The organism is Paludisphaera rhizosphaerae (assembly GCF_011065895.1).
GTDB classification, from domain to species: Bacteria; Planctomycetota; Planctomycetia; order Isosphaerales; family Isosphaeraceae; genus Paludisphaera; species Paludisphaera rhizosphaerae.
The window spans coordinates 265183-282882 of sequence record NZ_JAALCR010000009.1; the positions used below are offsets into that span (position 1 = coordinate 265183).

Genomic DNA, 17700 nt, shown 5'->3' on the forward strand with positions numbered 1-17700 from the left:
TTCAGTAATCTCCCGGAACGGCCTCGCCCCCGGCCCTCGTGGCGAGCGCCCTGAACGTCCGGTAGGGCATCGTGGTTTTCAGGAAGCCGACATGGCCGTCGGCGAAGACGAAGTTCACGCCACCTGGGTGGAGGCTGTGGAACTGGTTGACCTCGCCGTTCGGGTCGCCAGGTCCGAGCCGCCCGCCTGCATGGCCCAGGATCATTCCTGGGCCGCCTTCGGCTCGCGGATAGCCGACGCCGTCGTCGTCGGTTGGGAAGAGGACCGCGTTGGTGACCGAGCCGACCCAGGTCGCCTCACCCAGCCGGTGCGACCGCTCGCCCACGGCGAGCGTTTGGGCGGTGCCGTCGGTGACGTCGCTGACGCCGATCCGGCTGTTTCGGAAGAACATGCCGTCGCCATCGATGCCGGGGTCGCTCGTGCCGTAAACGCCGATGTAGTTGGCCGGGGCGATCTCGCAGATCCGCTGAGTCGGGATGCCGCTCGCGTCTCGGACCATGGCCCACCAGGTTGGTTTCACCGTGTCCGACGGGCAGAGGTATGGCCCGACGAGCGGCAGGCGACACGTCTGGTTGGACGGGGTCTCGATGGCCAGGAGGAAGTTGATGGTGTTGAAGAGGGGGGCCTGCTCCATCTGAGGCAGGAGCATCGCGGCCCATCCCCAGCCGGGGCCGGTGTCCGTGCCGTCGGCCAGGAAGTTTGAGATGTAGCCTGGCGGAAAGACGCGGTGCGCGCCTTCGTAGCTGTGGAGGGCCAGGCCGAGCTGCTTCAGATTGTTGATGCACTGGACGCGACGGGCCGCCTCGCGCGCCGCCTGGACGGCCGGCAGGAGCAAGGCGATCAGGACGGCGATGCAGCTGATCACGACCAGCAGTTCGATCAGCGTGAATCCGCGGGATGAGCCCGTCGTGCAGCGTGAAGCAGGCATGGGATGTCTCCGGCGGATTCGATCCGCGGAGAGCACGGTACCTCGGCGAGATGGCGGCGCCGTGGCTCGAAGATGACAGCTCTGTAATTTTCGGCGCCGAAGGACGGCCGGCCTCTAGAATGGGCCTGATCCCGCGAAACGAGCGCCCCCGGAGGGACGACCGATGCGAGTGCTGGTGGTCGAGGACAATCCGGAGATGGGCGCCCGCCTGGAGCAGGGACTCCGCGAGCAGGGGTTCGCCGTCGACCTCGTCGGGGACGGCGGCGAGGCGTACCGTTATGCGTCGGCCGGGGTTCATGACCTGCTCATTCTCGACCGCATGCTCCCCGGCCGCGATGGGCTCGACGTCCTCCGGGGCCTGCGAAAGGTCGGCGTGACGGCCCCGGCCATCTTCCTCACCGCCCGAGACGCCGTCGCCGACCGCGTGGAGGGCCTGGACGCCGGCGCGGACGATTATCTCGTGAAGCCCTTCTCGTTCGCCGAGCTTCTGGCCCGCATCCGAGTCGTCCTGCGTCGGGGGAGCGAGCCGCTTCCCACGATCCTGCGTGTGGCCGACCTCTCGCTTGACCCGGCGGCTCGCGTCGTCGAGCGCGGGGGCCGGAGGGTCGACCTCTCGCCGAAGCAGTTCGCCCTGCTCCATTACCTGATGCGTCACGTCGGCCAGGTCGTCAGCCGCACCATGATCCAGGAGCACGTCTGGAATTTCGACTTCGACGGTCTCACCAACGTCGTGGACGTTCACATCAACCGGCTCAGGAACAAGGTGGATCGGGAGTACGACCGCCCGCTCATCCACACCCTGCGGGGGGTCGGCTATGTCCTCCGCGAGGAATAGGCCGTTTGGGCTCTGGACGAAGCTGACGCTCTGGTCGAGCCTCGTGCTCGCCGTTTCGCTCGCCGCCGGCTTCGCCTGGGTCCATCACGGCCTCGCCGGCGTCCTGGAGGCGAGGGACGACGCGTTCCTGGAGAGAAAAGCCGACGAGCTGGTCGCCGCGCTGGCGGGCGGCGCGGCCGAGAGCCGGGCCTCGCTCGACGCGGAGATCCGCCGCGAGGTCGCGGCCTATGAGGACGACGGCCTCATCATCGCGGTCCGGGAGCCGGGTCGGATCGCGGCCACGCCCAACGAGTCCACGGCACGGCGACTGGCCGAATCCCCGCCTGCCGTCGGAACTCCGACGACCGTGCAGGTCGTCCCCCAGGGCGGGCGGTTCCGGGTCCTCGCCACCCCGCCGGACGACGAAGGACTGTCGCTCGTGCTCGCCATCTCGCTCGACGAGACCGAGGCGACGCTCGCGGCGTTCGACCGCCGGGCGGCCTGGGGGGCCGTCGCTTTCCTCGCCCTGGCCGTCGTCGGCGGACTGTTCCTCTCGAGGCAGGCCCTGCGCCCCGTGACCGAGAGCATCGCAGCCGCACGACGCCTCGACCCCGCGAACCTGTCGGAACGCCTGCCGCTCACCGGGGCGGGGGACGAACTCGACGAACTGGCGGGGACCATCAACGGGCTCCTCGATCGGCTCGCAGCCTATCACACCCAGGTCATCCGCTTCACGGCCGACGCCTCCCACGAGTTGAGGAGCCCGCTGGCCGCGATGCGGGCCGCCGTCGAGGTCGCCCTCCAGCAGCCGCGAGACGAGGCCGCCTATCGCGACGTGCTCGCGTCGCTGGGCGAACAGTGCGAGCGGCTCACCGCCCTCGTCAACGGCCTGCTCCTGCTGGCCCAGGCGGACGCGGGGGAGGTGGTCGTCGGGCGAGACGTCGTGGATCTGTCGAGCCTGGCCGAGGATGCGGCCGAGATGTACGAACCGCTGGCCGAGGAACGGCGGCTTGCGTTTCGCTGGGAATGCGCCCCGGGGACCCAGGTTGCGGGGGACGCCCTGCGCCTCAGGCAACTCGTCACGAATCTACTCGACAATGCGATGAAGTTCACTCCGCCCGGCGGATCAGTCCGGCTGGCCGTTCGGCGAGACGGCGGCGAGGCGATGCTCTCCGTCGCGGATACGGGGGGCGGGATCTCCTCTGAGCACCTGCCCCACGTCTTCGAGCGATTCTATCGCGCCGACCCCGCCCGCCCTTCGTCCGGCACGGGGTTGGGGCTGAGCATTTGCCGCTGGATCGTCGAGGCTCACGGCGGGACCATCTCAGTTGAGAGCCGGCCGGGTGCCGGGACGACCTTCCGCGTGACGCTCCGATGACGCGCGGTCCCATCCCCATCGTGGCCCGCCTATCCCACAAGGCCGAGGACGACAAGCTGCATATCCTGCTGTGAGACCGGCGTACGGCCCGGCCCGAGGCTCTCGAATCAGAACGAACCGTCGACGTCCTCCACAAGATGGGCCCAAGGTCGAATCAGGGCCCAAAGCTCACTGAGGAGTGATGAACAGGGAAGACGAAGGTCCTCGAACACCCTTTATGTTTCACAGTCTGCTCAGGCGGAAGCGGCTTCTTCGCTCGGCGGGTGAGGATGTGTCGTTTCAAGCCCTGCCGAGTTTCACCGACCGACGGGCCATGAATCGCATCATCGCACTCCACCCTGAATCGCCGAAGAGGCGACGCATCAGAAAGTATTGCCAGGCGATGACCGGGTAGCGGAGTCGACGCGATGGGTCGGTCGCCGCACGGTAGATAGTCGCCGCGACCTTCTCGGGCCCCGGGAGACGCTCCGCCTGGGCCTTGGTCATCGCCTCGAAGCCGTCGGCCAGCTCGCGATAGGCCGGGTGCTCGGCCCGGGTCATGCTGCTGCCGCCGAAGTTGGTCTTCGAGCCGCCCGGCTCGACCAGCTTGAGGCGGATGTCGAACTGGTCCAGTTCGTATTGCAGCGACTCGGTGAGCCCCTCGACGGCGAACTTGCTGGCGTGGTAGGCCGACAGCAGGGGGAAGGTGAGGCGTCCCCCCATCGAGGAGACGTTGACGATGGTTCCGTGCCCGGCCTTCCGCATGACGGGCAGGACTTCCTTGGTGACCTGGGCCAGCCCGATGACGTTGGTGTCGAACTGGCGTCTGAGGTCTTCCTGCGATACGCCTTCGAGCGGCCCCATGACCGCGTACCCGGCGTTGTTGACGAGCACGTCGACGCCGCCGAACTTCTCGACGGTCGCCGCCACGCCCGAGCGGACCGATTCCGGGTCGGTTACGTCGATTCGCGGCGTGAACAACCCCGGCTGGGACCACGATTCCGCCTTCTCGGGGGTCCGCATGCTTGCGGCGACGTTCCACCCCTTCTCGTGGAACAGCAACGCGACGTCCTTGCCGAACCCGCTCGACGCCCCCGTGATGAGCACCGTCTTGGCCATGCTATGATTCTCCCTTTCGATGAACCCACGCACCCGGAGGACTATTGACACTTTTACTCAATTTGTCAATAGTCGGAATATGGCAGACGACAAGAGGGAACGCCTGCTCTCGGCGGCGAAGGACGTGTTCCTCCGCTACGGGTACAAGCGGGTCAGCATGAACGACATCGCCGAGGCGGCCGGCATCTCCCGGCCGAGCCTCTATCTGGTTTTCAAGAGCAAGGAGGACGTCTTCCGGGGCGTCTACCGGCGGTGGGTCGAGGAGACCGTCGACGAAATCGAGCGGGGTGCCTCGGCCTTCCCGACGTTGGAGGAGAAGCTTCGCTTCGCCTTCGACCTCTGGGCGGTGCGTGCGTTCGAGGCGGCCCGGCGGTCGACCGAGGCCGAGGAGCTGATGAGCTGCACCCTGGAGTTCGCCAAGGACGAGGTGAAGGCGAGCGACGAGGCGTTCGGACGATGTCTGGCCGCCCTCATCGCCTCGGCCCGCAAGGGGCGACGCACGAAGGAGGCTCTGCCGCCGGAACGGACGGCCCGCATCCTGGCGGGGAGCGTCCGGGGCTTCAAGCAGACGGCGACCGATGCGGCGGAATTGCGTCGGATGGTCGCCGACCTGCTCACGCTGGTCCTCGATTGAACGCGAAGACGGGACGCGTCACCGCCCGGCGGTCGGGCGGTACGTCACCTTGGCGTCGAGTTGTTTCGCATCCCCCGGGGTTCCGCTCGTGGCGAGCGTGAGCCCCCGATATTCGACCAACGCTTTGGAGCAGTCGTCGATCACGTAATACGACGGTTCCGAGAGGGCCCGGACGATGGGGTTGGGGGACTCCATCTTGAATTCGGCGAGCGTCCGGCCTCCCTGGCTCCAGGTCCGCTCCTTGGTCACCTTGAAGGTGAACGACTGCCGCATCACCGGGACCGGGACGTCGAACTTCACCGCACGGCCAGCTTGCAGTTCGTCCCATCTCGCCGCGATGTGCTCCGGGACAGCGTTGTAGGCCACCATGACGCCCGAGTCGTTCTCGCTGCTCCGCTTCGTCTTGCCTCCCTGGTTGGCGGCGTAGAACGCCTTGCCCTCCTTGAACTCGACGGCCGCCGACTCGCCGGTCTGGGCCTGCTCGTACCGCACGCCCGCGAGGCGGCCTCCCGCGTAGGTCGCTTCGAGCGAGGCGACAACCCGGCCGCCACGGTCTCGGTAGTGTTCGAAGAGCACCCGGCCCCCGCCCACCTCCTTCCAGCCCCGCTCGACGGTGTAGGCGACGCCCCCGCCCGCAGCCGGGACGACGTCGCCCACCGTGGTCGGTTCGGACGCCCGCGTCGCCTCGGCGAGCCCCAGGGACGCGGCCAGCATGAAGCCCATGACCTTCTGCATCGGAATCCTCCCTCGTTTCGGTCGTCCGTGGTCCGGACCGCCGTTCCCCGGCGGGCCTTCGCGACGAGCTAGGACCGGGGACGCGGCGTCCGATTTGTCAATTAGACATTTTGTGTCTCTGTGTCTGTTGTTGACAATATTTGTCTAAATGTCAATACCGGCGAGGGACTACCCCGAACGGCGTCGCCAGCCGCCGGTCAATCGAACGGTTCCATGTACACGAGGTCTTCGGCCGCGTTGAGTACGGCCGAGCGGATGGCTTGCCGCTCATGGACGTGGACATCTCAAGGACGCCACGGGGACGTCAGCAGGCCGAGCAGACTGCCGGGAGGTTTTGTGCAGGATAACCCCCCCTTATCCTTCTCTGCCCTCGTGCCGATTTCCGGACATAACGCCCTTTATATCCGTCAAAGGAATGCTTGGCGTGGTCGCGGATATGCAGTAGCGGTGTCGAACCCTGATCGGCGGTTCGCATGAACTAGGGATAGGTCGGATCCGCGCTCATGCCGTCGGTGCATCGAGCTCGGACAGCCGCCGATAGCCTGTCCCGACTTGAACCGGCGGGTCGATCCGGCGCTGTTTGGGGGCGGTGCGGGGGATGTAACCTTCGGCGTAGGAGGGCTTGAAGCGGCGGATGCGGGCGAGGACGGCGTCGACGTCGGGGAGTTGGGCGGCGTCGAGCTTGGCGAGGACCTTGTCGTCCTCGCTGAGGAGGTCGTCGTCGTTGATGATGCCTTGACGGAAGGCTTCGCGGAGGGCTTCGGCGAACTCGTTGTAGATGTACGCCTCGATCCCGCTGGCCCACCAGTCGCGGTTCATCACGTCGAACAACCGGACGGCCAGGCGGGCGACGGCCGGGTCGGTGAAGACGATCGTGGAATCGACGACGGCGACTGCCCCCAGGATCCGCGCGACGTCGTCGCGGCGGACGACCTGGCAGGCCATGCCGTCGCGGAGGAAGTAGTCCAGCCGATCGGCGCAGAGCCACGGCAAGGGACGCTCCAGCAGCGGGTAGCGGGAGTCGTCGAAGAACTCCTCGGGGGCGAAGCCCAGCCGGTCGAGGGCCGCGACGACGTCGGGCCGGCGCAGGAGGATCGGCTTGAGCGTTTCGTGGTGGTCCTGCTCTTCCGAGGTCACCAGGAAGTCGACCGCGTGCGAGAAGGCCGTATGCGAGACGTCGTGCAACAGGCCGGCGATCTGCTCCTGACGGTCCGCCCCCAGGCTGCGCAGGAGGACGAAGACGCCCAGGCTGTGCTCGAACCGCGAGACGTTTTTGAAGGGGAATGCGATCGCCGACGGCCCCGCCTGGCGGATGCCTCTCAGTCTCTGGAACGTCGGCCCCTCAATCAAGCTCAGGATCGCGGGGTCGTCGATCTCGACGTGCCCGTAGACCCTGTCGTGCCAGTGCATCAGACGTCGACCCTCTCTTCGGTGGCGGGCGTCGTCGACCCGCCGAGAGCGCCCATAACTTCATGATCCGAACCGGGCCGGGGATTGACAAGGGCGCGCAGGGCTGTGGGATGATCGTTGCCGTCGGGATTTCGATGATCCGGTTTCACCATCGCCCCGAATTGGGGCGGGAGGACGACATGCTTCGACGGATCGCGCTTCTGGGACTGGGGATCGCGGCAACGACCACGTTCGCTCAAGCGGCCGAGCCGAAGGTCGGCGACCCCGCGCCGGCGTTCGCGATGCAGGGTTCGGACGGCAAGACCCACGCCCTGGCCGACTACAAGGGCAAGAGCGCCGTGGTGCTGGCCTGGTTCCCCAAGGCGTTCACCGGCGGCTGCACCAAGGAATGCCAGTCGTTCGCGACGGCCGGCGACACGCTCAAGAACCTGAAGGTCGCCTACTTCACGGCGAGCGTCGACGAGGCCGACCAGAACAAGAAGTTCGCCGAGTCCGTCAACGCCGACTACCCGATCCTCAGCGACCCGTCCAAGAAGGTCGCCGAGGCCTACGGCGTCGTGCATGAAGGCCGCCCCGTCCCCGAGCGCTGGACGTTCTACATCGACAAGGAAGGGATCATCCGCGAGATCGACAAGAAGGTCGACGTCGCCAAGGCCGCCGAAGGCGTCGCCGCCAAGGTCAAGGAACTGAAACTGGCTCAGTGAGCATCAAAGACGGCGACCCCGCCGAGCCCCTCTGGTCCCCTCTCCCGCCGGGAGAGGGTGGCCCGAAGGGCCGGGTGAGGGTCGTCGGACTGGAGACATCGCGACGAGACGTCGATCGCCTACAGCCGACATGCCCTCCGCGCTCCCACGACCCTCACCCGCCGCTGCGCGGCTGCCCTCTCCCGGTGGGAGAGGGAACTTCAATCGCGGCCCGATCGCTCCCACCGGCCCCTGATTCCCTGCCTGTCTTCCCCCCTCTCGCCCCACCTCGCATTCAGGTCATTTCCTCGATCGCGCAAAACCTCTCGGGAAAGCTCAAGGCCCGGGAGGAATTCGTCGATAACTGCTCTGGTACTCCTGAATCACCTCTAGTAAAAGGGGCCCACCGCGGTGAACGCGATCCCCTCCGATCGTCGTATACCCTGGGCGGGACGCCCCGGGTTTTCGGACATCAGGGAGGACGCGGACGCTGCGGGACTGCCGGCCGACCTCGACGGGTCGTCGGCCTCGTCTCCGCTTCGACGGAACCACGGGGCCTTGATTTCACGTCGCTCTTCGACTGGTGGGACGCGGACGGCCATGAGGGTCGTTCGTGGGGCCGATTTCGCGAGGCCCGCCGCCCAAGGAAGGTCCGGGGGAAATCCCCGGCACGTCGCTCCACCCCTCGAATTTCATCTTCTTCTTTCGGCCCCCACGCTCTCCTCCGAGAGCGCGGATCGTGCGCGCCGAGGGTCGCCCCGAGCTTCGGGGATGGACCTTGGCGGAACGAGGCGGACCGGACTCTCGCGACAATCAGCCCGGTCGACCTCCTCCTTGGCTGAAGCCGGGGCGGAGAGCGGCAAGCTGGTCCCGGGTCCCGCCCGCGCCCGAGGCGCATCGGCGGACGGACGCCCACGAGGGAAAGGAGTCCTTGCGGCATGAAACTCGCACCTGCGCTGCTCCTGTTCGTCATCGTCGGTCAGGCCGCGGCGGGAGAGTCCCAGCCGCTGATGCTCGACTTCCACGCCGACTGGTGCGGCCCCTGCCGCCAGATGCGCCCAGCCGTCGACGCTCTCGTCGCCAAGGGCTATCCGGTCAAGTCGGTCGACATCGATAAATCCCCCAAGCTGGCGGCGAAGTACAAGGTCGACGGCGTCCCCACGTTCATCGTCGTCGACGAGAACGGCGGCGAGATCGCCCGGACCTCCGGCGCTCAGCCCGTCAAGCAACTGGCCCAGTTCTACCTCGACGCTCGCGAGCAGGCCGTCGCTCACTCCGGTGATCGCGGCGACGCCGACGCCGACGCCGACGAGGAGCCCGCCGCCGATGAGGCCGAGGAAGCTCCCGCCGCGGAAGCCGACCAGTCGGAAGACGCCCTCACCGAAGAGGAGATCGCCGACCGCGCCCGCCAGAAGCCGGTCAATCCCAAGCCCTGGGAGACCGTCGTCCGGATCAAGGTGTACAACGGCAACTCGGTCGGCTTCGGCTCGGGGACGGTGATCTACAGCTCGCAGGAAGAGTCGATCATTCTCACCTGCGCCCACATCTTCAAGGTGGACGGCGAGCGGAAGATCCCGCCGGCGAAGTTCACCAACAAGATCGGCATCGACCTGTTCAACGGCCGGATCAAGGTGGTGGACGGCAAGGCCCAGTTGTCCTGCGTCGAGGAAGGGATCCCCGGCAAGGCGATCGACTACGACTTCGCCTCCGACGTCGGTCTGATCCGGATCCGCCGCGGCAACCTCCCCTACGCCCACGTCGTGCCGTCGCACTGGACTCCGCTGGTGCGGATGAGCATGACGACCGTGGGATGCTCCGAGGGGCACGACGCCACCGCCTGGAGCACCAAGATCACCCGCTCCCCCAGCCGGATGTTCCCCAAGAACCCCGAGCACCTGGCGCTCGAGTGCGAGTTCGCCCCGCTTCAGGGGCGGTCGGGCGGCGGCCTTTTCACCGACGACGGTTTCGTCGCCGGCGTGTGCAACTTCGCCGAGCCGCAGGGCGACAAGGGGCTCTACGCCGCCCCGGAGTCGATCTACAAGATGCTCAACCGCAACAAGCTGGCGGATCTTTACGCTCCGCCGTCGCTGGGCGGCTCGAACACCTTGCTGGCCTCCAACTCCGCCGGCCGACGCGCCGCCGCGGGAACCGTCCGCGGCCAGTCGCCCGACCGCGACGAGGCGCCTCGCAAGCCGGTCCGTCCGGGGCAGGTGACGATCCCCGGGCCGGAGATGCTCCTGGCCGACGAGGATCTGCCGAGCCGGTCGAACTCGCGCAGGCCTCAGGTTCAGCCCGCCAGCAACAAGGTCGGCGACCGCCGCCTCGCCTGGTCGCCGACCCGTTCGGCCGATCCGTCCCCGCGGTCGATGGACGACAACGTCGTCCAGCAGACCGACCTGGACCTCGACCCCGCTGTGGACAACTCGCGGTTCGAGCCTCCGGCCTACGAGGACGACGAACCGGTCGATTCGAGGGTCAACGACGAGGACGTGGTCGCTCCTCGCAAGGAGTCGCGCAAGCCGACCCGAAACGCCCCCGTCCGGTCCTCCTCCGAGGGTTGGCGGCCCGCGGGCTCCGGTCGCTGAGTCGCCGAAAAAGGCCCATCCGAGCCTCCAGGAGGCCGACGCCCTCTCGCACGCGAGGGCGTCGGCCTCTTGTATTTTTGACGCGAGCCTGATCGAGTGGGATTCGCCGGATTTCCCGATCGAGTCCCCCAAAGGCCGACCCGCCATGAACCGCCTGGCCGCTTTCGCGCTCGCCGTCGCGCTTTCCATTCCGATGCTCGCCGCGGCCGACGATTCGCCCGTTCCGCCGGGCAAGGCGCTGGTGTTCACCTCGTTCCGGGGCAACGGCGAGGACGGTCTCCATCTGGCGGTGAGTCGCGACGGCTACACCTGGACGCCCCTCAACGGCGATCGGCCGATTTTTCAGCCCAAGGTGGGGGGCGGACTCGTCCGCGATCCCAACATCGCCCAGGGGCCCGACGGCGTCTACCACATGGTCTGGACGACGGGGTGGACGCGTTCCGGGATCGGCTATGCAAGCTCGCGCGACCTCGTCCACTGGTCCGAGGCGAAGCACATCGACGTCATGAAGGACGAGCCGAAGACCCGCAACGTCTGGGCGCCGGAAATCTTCCACGACGACAAGGACGGGCGGTTCCTCATCTTCTGGGCCTCCACGATTCCGGGGAAATTCCCCGAGACCCAGGAAGGGGGCGACGAGGGCTACAACCACCGGACGTACATGACGTCGACGAAGGACTTCCAGACGTTCACGCCCACGAAGCTGTTCTACGACCCTGGTTTCAACTCGATCGATTCGACGATCATCCGCGACGGCTCGCGCTACGCGATGATCATCAAGGATGAGACTCGCACGCCCCCCGCCAAGAACCTGCGGGTCGCCTTCGCCGAATCGCCCGCCGGCCCGTTCGGCCCCCCTTCTCCGCCGATCACCGGGAAATACTGGGCGGAGGGTCCCTCGGCGATCAAGCTGGGGGATCGCTGGTTCGTTTACTTCGACAAGTACGTCGACCACCGTTACGGGCTGGTCACCTCGCCCGACCTGGCCCACTGGACGGACGAGTCCGATCGGGTCCATTTCCCGAAGGACTTCCGCCACGGCAGCGTCCTGCTTGTCCCTGATTCCATCCTCTCCGGCTTTGAAACGGCCGGCCGCTGAGCCGGTTCCCGCCTCGACACCGCCGAAAAGGACCGTCCATGAAGCGTTCGCTCCTGATGTTCGTCCCCGCCTTGTCGGTTTCGTCCGTCGTCTTTGGGCAGGCTCCCACGGAAACGCCCGATCTTGAACCGCCGGCCGCCGCCGTGCAGTCGATCACCGCGCCGGAGATCGGCGGGCACTTGAACTTCCTGGCGTCGGACGTGATGCGAGGCCGCGAGGCCGGCTCGCCCGAGGCGAAGATCGCGGCCGAGTACCTGGCGTCGCACCTGAAGGCGATCGGGGCCGTGCCGCTCGGTGATCCCGAGCGCGGCAGGCGGTCGTACTTCCAGAAGTTCTGGCTTGAGGCCGCGACGCCCTCCTCGGAGGGGGCCGAGCTGAGCCTGACTCTCGAACTCGACGGCGCGACCCGCAGCATCCCCTGCAAGCTGGGGACGGACTACATGTACGCTCCCCATGGCGTCGTGGCCGGGGAGTTCGACGCCCCTGCCGTGTTCGTCGGCTACGGACGCGTTCAGCCTGATCGGAGCATCGACGACTACGCGGGCCGTCCCGACGTGAAGAACCGCTTCGTCCTGGCCTACCGCGGTCTGCCGGACGGCCGGCCCGGGAACGACTTCTTCTCCTCCCAGGCCAAGAGCCAGACGGCCCGTGAGAAGGGAGCGCTCGGGCTCATCCTGATCGACCCCCCGGGCGCGTCTCCGGCCCGTCCCGCGCTGCCGATGTCGCCCGCGGAAGTCGGCTTCGACCGGCCGCGAGTCACCCTCGGACCGGCCCCGGCCGAGATCCCCGTCATCGCCCTGTCCGATCCCATCCGCGACGTCCTGGTCGCCTCGCTGGGGCTCTCCGGGCCCGACGTCTCCCCGCCGCGAATGGATGCGGTCGGCGACCTGCGCGTTCGGCTCGTCCACGCCGCGACTCGCGAACCCCGCGAAGACCGCAACGTCGTAGGCTACCTCCCCGGCTCCGACCCCGAGAAGAAGAAGGAGCTGATCGTCTTCAGCGCCCACTTCGACCACGAGGGGGTCAAGAACGGCGAGATCTACAACGGCTCGGACGACAACGCCTCCGGGACCAGCGGTGTGCTGGAGGTCGCCCAGGCGTTCGGGGCCGCGGAGCGTCCCGCCCGTAGCATCGCCTTCCTGTGGGTCTCCGGCGAGGAGAAGGGCCTGCTGGGGAGCAAGTGGTTCGCCGACCACCAGGCCCTCCCCAACGGCTGGAAGATCGTCGCCGACATCAACATGGACATGATCAGCCGCAACGACTCCATGAAGATCGGCGCGACGCCCTCGCCCGACCACAAGGAGTACAACACGCTGGTCGTCGACGCCGCCGCCGCCACCAAGGCCGAAGGCCTGGAGATGATCTTCGACTCCGACCCGTATTTCGGCCGGACCGACAGCTACAACTTCGCCGCCAAGGGCGTCCCCGTCATCTTCTTCTTCGCCGGCCTGCACGACGACTACCACAAGCCGACCGACGACGTCGAAAAGGCCGACCTGGAGAAAGCCGCCCGCGTCGCCCGCGCCGCCTTCCGCCTGGGCTGGAAGACCGCCCAGGCCCCCGAGCCGCCGAAGAAGGTGGAAGGCAAGCCCTGACTCAAGAGACACACGAGTAATCAAGTGTGCAAAGTCCCCTCTCCCGCTGGGAGAGGGTGGCCCGAAGGGCCGGGTGAGGGTCGTCGGACCTGTAGGCATAGCCGACTTTTGCGGCTGACCCCACCCGAGACGCCCTCTGAAATCCGACGACCCTCACCCGCCGCTGCGCGGCCGCCCTCTCCCGGCGGGAGAGGGGACGAGGAGAGCCTGCGCCGGCTCGATCAGGATCGTCGTGAAGCCTGCCACGCCCCCATGGCAACCAGCGCAAAAACCAGCCACGCCGCGGGCTCGGGCGTGTTGGTCGCCAGGCCGGAGACGAGCTGGGCGGTCATCTCGATCTCTTGCGGCGAGGAGAGGTCGAGCATCCCCCCCGTCGAGCCGTCGCTGGAGCCCAGCAGGTAGTTCGAGACGCCGTCGTACGTGAAGACGCCGGCGACCTCGCCGGGAGGGTTGTACGGGGCTTCCATCGAGGGGAACGCGCCGAAGGCGTTGTGGAACTGAAGTGAGTCGGGATCCGCGGCGTTGGCGATCAGGGCTCCCTGGATGACGGTGGTGATCGGCGACGCCAGCGCGACGCCGTCCACGGCGTCGATCTGGATGGTGATCGCGTATTCGGCCGCGTGGTAGCCCGACGCGCCGGCCGACGCGGCGCCGATGATCAGCTTCCCGATCGGGAAATCGACCGTCGAACCCTCGGGCAGTTGGTTCGGAAACGCCGCATAGCCAAACGGCGAGGCCGTCTCGATGGTCTGGTCCTGCACGCCCTGGAATGAGATCGACGGAGCCGACACGGACGTCGCCCCGAGGCTCGACTCGTACGTGCTGTACGTGATCGTGTGGGTGGCGCCGGTGATCGGCGAGGCGTCGGCCGAGGGCAAGCCGGCGACGGAGAGGACGACGGCCGCGAGGATCGGCAGGCGGGCGAGTCGACGGTGCGGGCTCATGACTTCCTCCTTGGCGTCCCCGAGGATCTCCGATCCCCGGCCGAGAGTTTGGCCGACTGCGCAAACTCCAGCGTTCAGGAAGTTAGTGACATGTTGCCCGGCCGTCAATGCGTTCCCTCGCCTCCTCGCCGTTTTTATAAAGCCGAAGTCGACTGGGCGTCGGCGGCCGACGCTTGCCCGAGGCCTCGGTCCGTTTCACAATGACGGCCTGCGACGCTTCGCCAACCCTGCTGCCCAGAGGAGCCCGGCCGTGATCGCCACCTCTCGCCTCAGCCGCCCCCGGCCGTCGTTCATCGCCTCCTGCATCGCCCTCGCGCTGGCCGCAACGGCCCATGCTCAAACATCGACGCCGAAGGACAAGGCAACCGATTTGAAGCTCGTCTGGTCCGACGAGTTCGACGTCGACGGCCCTCTCGACCCGGCGAAGTGGACCTATGAGAAGGGCTTCGAGCGCAACGAGGAACTCCAGTGGTATCAGCCCGAGAACGCCCGCTGTGAGAAGGGGCTTCTTGTGATCGAGGCTCGCAAGGAGTCGCGGCCCAACCCGCTGTTCGTGGAGGGGGCGAAGGACTGGCGGAGGTCCCGGCGCGACATCGAATACACCTCGGCGAGCGTCACCACGCGGGGGCTCCATTCGTGGACGTTCGGTCGGTTCGAGATGCGCGGACGGATCGACGTCCGCCCCGGGATCTGGCCCGCCTTCTGGTCGCTGGGGACCTCCGGCCGATGGCCCGCCAACGGCGAGATCGACATCATGGAATATTATCGCGGCATGCTCCTGGCCAACGTCGCCTGGGGCAGCGACAAGCCGTACAAGGCGATCTGGCGCGACCCTCGGATCAAGCTGGAGGACCTCGGCGGCGAGGCCTGGGCGAAGGAGTTCCACGTCTGGCGGATGGACTGGGACGAGAAGGCCATCCGCCTCTCGGTCGACGATCGCCTCCTCAACGAGACGCCCCTCTCCGAGACGGTCAACCAGGACGGCTCCAACAGGAATCCGTTCCTCCACCCGCAATACATCATTCTCAACGTGGCCGTCGGCGGGATGAACGGCGGCGACCCCTCGAAGACGGAGTTCCCCGCGCGGATGGAGGTCGACTACGTCCGGATTTATCAACGGCCGGCGACTCCGTGACCCGGAAGGGTCGGAGAGTATAATAGGTTCAGCGGTTAGGACCCAGAACGACGCACGCGAGGGAAGGGCCAAGCGCCAACGGCGGCGAAGCCCGGGAGGTTGAGTATGTCGGAGCACCAGAGCCACAAGCACGGACACCATCAGCCGGAACAGTATCGCCTGATCGACGCAGACGGTCGCGAGTTGGCCTACGGGGATACCATCCAGTATTTCAAGGGCGTCGTCACCGACCTCAAGCCGGGGAAGTACACGATCCAGGAAGTCATCGCCGATTCGCTGGGGCACGCCCACGAGGTCCGGAACTGGGGCTCGATCCGCCACATGGACGACGGGTCGGTCCTCCTCCATCCCGACGAGCAGAGCGCCTGAAACTCGTCGCCGTCGACCGCCGCGGCGCTCGGGCCGACGTCCACGGCCTGAGGCGCTGCGGCGTTTCTCCTTCCTCGCTGGAACCACCGTCATGAAGTCGCCTCAAGCGGCCGTGCTCGCGCTCGTCCTGGCCTGCTCGTCGGGCTCAATCACCGTCGCTCATGCCGAGGAGGGCGTTCGCGACACGTTCAGCGACACCTGGGTGGCCGTCGACGGCCTGGGCCGGCGGGTCCCCACCGCGGCCGAGGTCGGGCCGCCTCGACCCAACAAGACGGTGGCGATCTTCTACTTCCTCTGGCTGGGCCGCAGCGGCGAGGACGGCCCGTTCGACATCACCAAGATCCTTCAGGCGTCGCCCAACGCCATGAGCGAGCCGAACAACCCGTTGTGGGGGCCCAAGCAATACCCCCACCACTGGGGCGAGTCGATCTTCGGCTATTACCGCAACGACGACCCGGCCGTCCTGCGCAAGCACGCCCAGATGCTCGCCGACGCGGGCGTGGACGCCGTCTTCTTCGACGTCACCAACCAGTTGACGTACCCCGAGAGCTGGAAGGCGCTCGGGGCGACCTTCGACGAGATGCGCAAGCAGGGGCTCCGCGTCCCCAAGATCGCCTTCCTCACCCCATTCTGGGCGCCAAAGAAGGTCGTCCGCGAACTCTATGATCAACTCTACAAGCCCGGCCTGTTCCCCGATCTCTGGTTCCAGTGGAAGGGAAAGCCGTTGATCCTGGCCGACCCCGACCTGCTGCGCGACGTCGTCCTGAAGCGCGAGTCGCATCGGACGTCGGTCCCGCTCGCGGCCGGCGAGAAGCTGGGGACCGCCTTCAAGGTCGATGCGCCGTTCGACTCCGCGGCTTTCTCCACGCCGACCTGGGGCGAGCACGGCTCGTCCGCCCTGCTGACCCTCCGCCGAGGCAGCGCCAACGGCGAGGTCGTGGCGACCCAACGGGTTGAGGACGTCCGCGACAACGCCTGGTCCGGCGTGGTCCTCGACGCCCCCGCGGCGGCGGGCGACTACTACCTGGAGATCTCCGAACCGAAGGGTCGCATCGGCGTTTGGAAGAACGGGAAAGACGAGCCGAACCTGCGGGTGAGCCGGTTCGACGACGCCGACCGCCCCCTGTTCTCCTTCTTCACCTTCCGCCGCCCCCAGCCCGACTATTTCCAGGGCCCGACCGCCCGCGCCCAGTGGAGCTGGCTGGAGGTTTACCCCCAGCACGCCTTCCCCGACGAGGACGGTCGGCCCGAGCAGATTTCCGTGGGCATTGGGCAGAACGCCGTCGACGGCAAGCTCGGCGTCCTGAGCCACCCGCGAGGCCACGGGCGGAGCTTCTCCAACGGCGTCCAGCCGGGGCCGGAAGGATTTGATTACACCGGCAAGAACTTCACCGAGCAGTGGCGGCGGGCCCATGAGGTCGACCCGCCCCTGGTCTTCGTCACCGGCTGGAACGAGTGGATCGCCGGCCGGTTCGACGAGAAGTTCCCCCTCGCCGGCGCGGGGCCGGTCACGTTCGTCGACCAGTTCGACCGCGAGCACAGCCGCGACATCGAGCCCATGAAGGGGGGCCACGGCGACGCCTTCTACTACCAGCTCGTCTCCGAGGTCCGCCGCTACAAGGGGGCTCGTCCCGTCCCGGCGGTCGCTTCGCGTCCGATCGCCGTCGACGGCCGGTTCGACGACTGGGAAGGCGTGGCTCCCGAGTTCCGCGACACGATCGGCGACCCGATGCACCGCGACTATCCCGGCTGGGGCCGGACGCTCCGCTACGTCGATCAGTCCGGCCGCAACGACATCATCGCCGCGAAGGCCAGCCGAGACGCCGACCGCGTCTGCTTCCTGCTGCAATGCGCCGGGCCGATCAGGCAGACGCCCGACATGGGCGGCCCGATGCTTTTCCTGGACGTCGACTCCGACCCCAGGACCGGCTGGCTGGGCTACGACTTCGTCGTCGGCCGCACGCCCGGGCGGAGGATGATCGAGCGGAACGTCGACGGCCGCTACCAGTGGGCCGACCCGCAGCCCGTCGAGGCCGCGATGAACGCCGACCGCCTGGAAATCGCCGTCCCCGCTTCGTCGCTGGGATTGAAGCCGGGCGCGGCCACGATCGACTTCAAGTGGGCCGACGCCGTCGCCGAAACGGGCGACTGGTCCGACTTCACCCTCCACGGCGACGCAGCGCCCAACGACCGGTTCAACTACCGGGCGGTGTTCGGGAGCGGGGACGGACCATCGAAATCGGACCGTTGACGAAAGCCAAGCAGGCAGGCTGGGTCTTGCTCGACACAGCCT

General features: G+C 67.4%; 15 protein-coding genes. 10 read left to right on the top strand and 5 right to left on the bottom strand.

Translation table 11 applies throughout. The features are described from left to right. Nucleotide 1: 1 nt before the first annotated feature. The gene (locus G5C50_RS14105; RefSeq protein ID WP_165070392.1) at nt 2-928 is read right to left on the bottom strand and encodes a DUF1559 domain-containing protein; all 927 of its coding nucleotides are present in this window, start codon (nt 926-928) and stop codon (nt 2-4) included. A 163-nt stretch (nt 929-1091) separates the two neighbouring features. Between G5C50_RS14105 and G5C50_RS14110 the strand changes: the two genes are divergently transcribed. Further along, nucleotides 1092-1763, top strand: coding sequence for a winged helix-turn-helix domain-containing protein (locus tag G5C50_RS14110; RefSeq protein WP_165070394.1), 672 nt, complete (start codon nt 1092-1094; stop codon nt 1761-1763). Then, complete coding sequence (locus G5C50_RS14115) at nt 1744-3120, top strand: heavy metal sensor histidine kinase (protein ID WP_165070396.1); 1377 nt, start codon at nt 1744-1746, stop codon at nt 3118-3120. The genes G5C50_RS14110 and G5C50_RS14115 overlap by 20 nt, the downstream gene beginning before the upstream one ends. A 279-nt stretch (nt 3121-3399) precedes the next feature. Here the strand turns inward: G5C50_RS14115 and G5C50_RS14120 are convergent, their stop codons facing one another. Beyond that, a complete protein-coding gene (locus G5C50_RS14120) occupies nt 3400-4218 on the bottom strand; it encodes an SDR family oxidoreductase (RefSeq protein WP_165070398.1) in 819 nt (272 codons plus the stop codon). 79 nt (nt 4219-4297) lie between these two features. Between G5C50_RS14120 and G5C50_RS14125 the strand changes: the two genes are divergently transcribed. Continuing rightward, a complete protein-coding gene (locus G5C50_RS14125) occupies nt 4298-4852 on the top strand; it encodes a TetR/AcrR family transcriptional regulator (protein WP_165070400.1) in 555 nt (184 codons plus the stop codon). A gap of 18 nt (nt 4853-4870) precedes the next feature. Here G5C50_RS14125 and G5C50_RS14130 read toward each other — a convergent pair whose 3' ends face one another. Next, the gene (locus G5C50_RS14130; RefSeq protein ID WP_165070402.1) at nt 4871-5587 is read right to left on the bottom strand and encodes a hypothetical protein; all 717 of its coding nucleotides are present in this window, start codon (nt 5585-5587) and stop codon (nt 4871-4873) included. Between the two features lie 501 nt (nt 5588-6088). After that, on the bottom strand, nt 6089-6997 hold the full coding sequence (locus G5C50_RS14135) for an HD domain-containing protein (RefSeq protein ID WP_165070404.1): 909 nt from the start codon (nt 6995-6997) through the stop codon (nt 6089-6091). Between the two features lie 179 nt (nt 6998-7176). Between G5C50_RS14135 and G5C50_RS14140 the strand changes: the two genes are divergently transcribed. The 4 genes from G5C50_RS14140 to G5C50_RS14155 all read left to right on the top strand — a co-directional run bounded on the left by G5C50_RS14140 (nt 7177) and on the right by G5C50_RS14155 (nt 12959). Further along, nucleotides 7177-7701 (top strand): peroxiredoxin family protein, encoded by a 525-nt coding sequence (locus G5C50_RS14140; RefSeq protein ID WP_165070407.1) that lies wholly within the window; start codon nt 7177-7179, stop codon nt 7699-7701. A gap of 917 nt (nt 7702-8618) precedes the next feature. Next, nucleotides 8619-10265: a thioredoxin domain-containing protein gene (locus tag G5C50_RS14145; RefSeq protein WP_165070409.1), complete on the top strand. Its 1647-nt coding sequence runs from the start codon at nt 8619-8621 to the stop codon at nt 10263-10265. A gap of 145 nt (nt 10266-10410) precedes the next feature. After that, a complete protein-coding gene (locus tag G5C50_RS14150) occupies nt 10411-11364 on the top strand; it encodes a glycoside hydrolase family 43 protein (RefSeq protein ID WP_165070412.1) in 954 nt (317 codons plus the stop codon). Nucleotides 11365-11402: 38 nt separating this feature from the next. Further along, nucleotides 11403-12959 carry a M20/M25/M40 family metallo-hydrolase gene (locus G5C50_RS14155; RefSeq protein WP_165070414.1) on the top strand — a complete coding sequence of 519 codons (1557 nt, stop codon included), beginning with the start codon at nt 11403-11405 and terminating at the stop codon, nt 12957-12959. A 221-nt stretch (nt 12960-13180) separates the two neighbouring features. Here G5C50_RS14155 and G5C50_RS14160 read toward each other — a convergent pair whose 3' ends face one another. Next, nucleotides 13181-13903 (bottom strand): hypothetical protein, encoded by a 723-nt coding sequence (locus G5C50_RS14160; RefSeq protein ID WP_165070416.1) that lies wholly within the window; start codon nt 13901-13903, stop codon nt 13181-13183. Nucleotides 13904-14153: 250 nt separating this feature from the next. Here G5C50_RS14160 and G5C50_RS14165 point away from each other — a divergent pair, with 250 nt between their 5' ends. The 3 genes from G5C50_RS14165 (at nt 14154) to G5C50_RS14175 (ending at nt 17658) form a co-directional block, all read left to right on the top strand. Beyond that, on the top strand, nt 14154-15038 hold the full coding sequence (locus tag G5C50_RS14165; protein WP_206107699.1) for a glycoside hydrolase family 16 protein: 885 nt from the start codon (nt 14154-14156) through the stop codon (nt 15036-15038). 105 nt (nt 15039-15143) lie between these two features. Beyond that, nucleotides 15144-15407, top strand: a complete 264-nt coding sequence (locus tag G5C50_RS14170) for a hypothetical protein (protein WP_165070420.1) — start codon at nt 15144-15146, stop codon at nt 15405-15407. Between the two features lie 91 nt (nt 15408-15498). Then, nucleotides 15499-17658 (top strand): hypothetical protein, encoded by a 2160-nt coding sequence (locus G5C50_RS14175; protein WP_165070422.1) that lies wholly within the window; start codon nt 15499-15501, stop codon nt 17656-17658. The last annotated feature ends 42 nt before the right edge of the window (nt 17659-17700 follow it).

What these genes read in the sequence shown, in the direction of transcription:
- G5C50_RS14105 (WP_165070392.1), bottom strand. Translation starts at nt 928, where the DNA reads ATGCCTGCTTCACGCTGCACGACGGGCTCATCCCGCGGATTCACGCTG.
- G5C50_RS14110 (WP_165070394.1), top strand. Translation starts at nt 1,092, where the DNA reads ATGCGAGTGCTGGTGGTCGAGGACAATCCGGAGATGGGCGCCCGCCTG.
- G5C50_RS14115 (WP_165070396.1), top strand. Translation starts at nt 1,744, where the DNA reads ATGTCCTCCGCGAGGAATAGGCCGTTTGGGCTCTGGACGAAGCTGACG.
- G5C50_RS14120 (WP_165070398.1), bottom strand. Translation starts at nt 4,218, where the DNA reads ATGGCCAAGACGGTGCTCATCACGGGGGCGTCGAGCGGGTTCGGCAAG.
- G5C50_RS14125 (WP_165070400.1), top strand. Translation starts at nt 4,298, where the DNA reads ATGGCAGACGACAAGAGGGAACGCCTGCTCTCGGCGGCGAAGGACGTG.
- G5C50_RS14130 (WP_165070402.1), bottom strand. Translation starts at nt 5,587, where the DNA reads ATGCAGAAGGTCATGGGCTTCATGCTGGCCGCGTCCCTGGGGCTCGCC.
- G5C50_RS14135 (WP_165070404.1), bottom strand. Translation starts at nt 6,997, where the DNA reads ATGCACTGGCACGACAGGGTCTACGGGCACGTCGAGATCGACGACCCC.
- G5C50_RS14140 (WP_165070407.1), top strand. Translation starts at nt 7,177, where the DNA reads ATGCTTCGACGGATCGCGCTTCTGGGACTGGGGATCGCGGCAACGACC.
- G5C50_RS14145 (WP_165070409.1), top strand. Translation starts at nt 8,619, where the DNA reads ATGAAACTCGCACCTGCGCTGCTCCTGTTCGTCATCGTCGGTCAGGCC.
- G5C50_RS14150 (WP_165070412.1), top strand. Translation starts at nt 10,411, where the DNA reads ATGAACCGCCTGGCCGCTTTCGCGCTCGCCGTCGCGCTTTCCATTCCG.
- G5C50_RS14155 (WP_165070414.1), top strand. Translation starts at nt 11,403, where the DNA reads ATGAAGCGTTCGCTCCTGATGTTCGTCCCCGCCTTGTCGGTTTCGTCC.
- G5C50_RS14160 (WP_165070416.1), bottom strand. Translation starts at nt 13,903, where the DNA reads ATGAGCCCGCACCGTCGACTCGCCCGCCTGCCGATCCTCGCGGCCGTC.
- G5C50_RS14170 (WP_165070420.1), top strand. Translation starts at nt 15,144, where the DNA reads ATGTCGGAGCACCAGAGCCACAAGCACGGACACCATCAGCCGGAACAG.
- G5C50_RS14175 (WP_165070422.1), top strand. Translation starts at nt 15,499, where the DNA reads ATGAAGTCGCCTCAAGCGGCCGTGCTCGCGCTCGTCCTGGCCTGCTCG.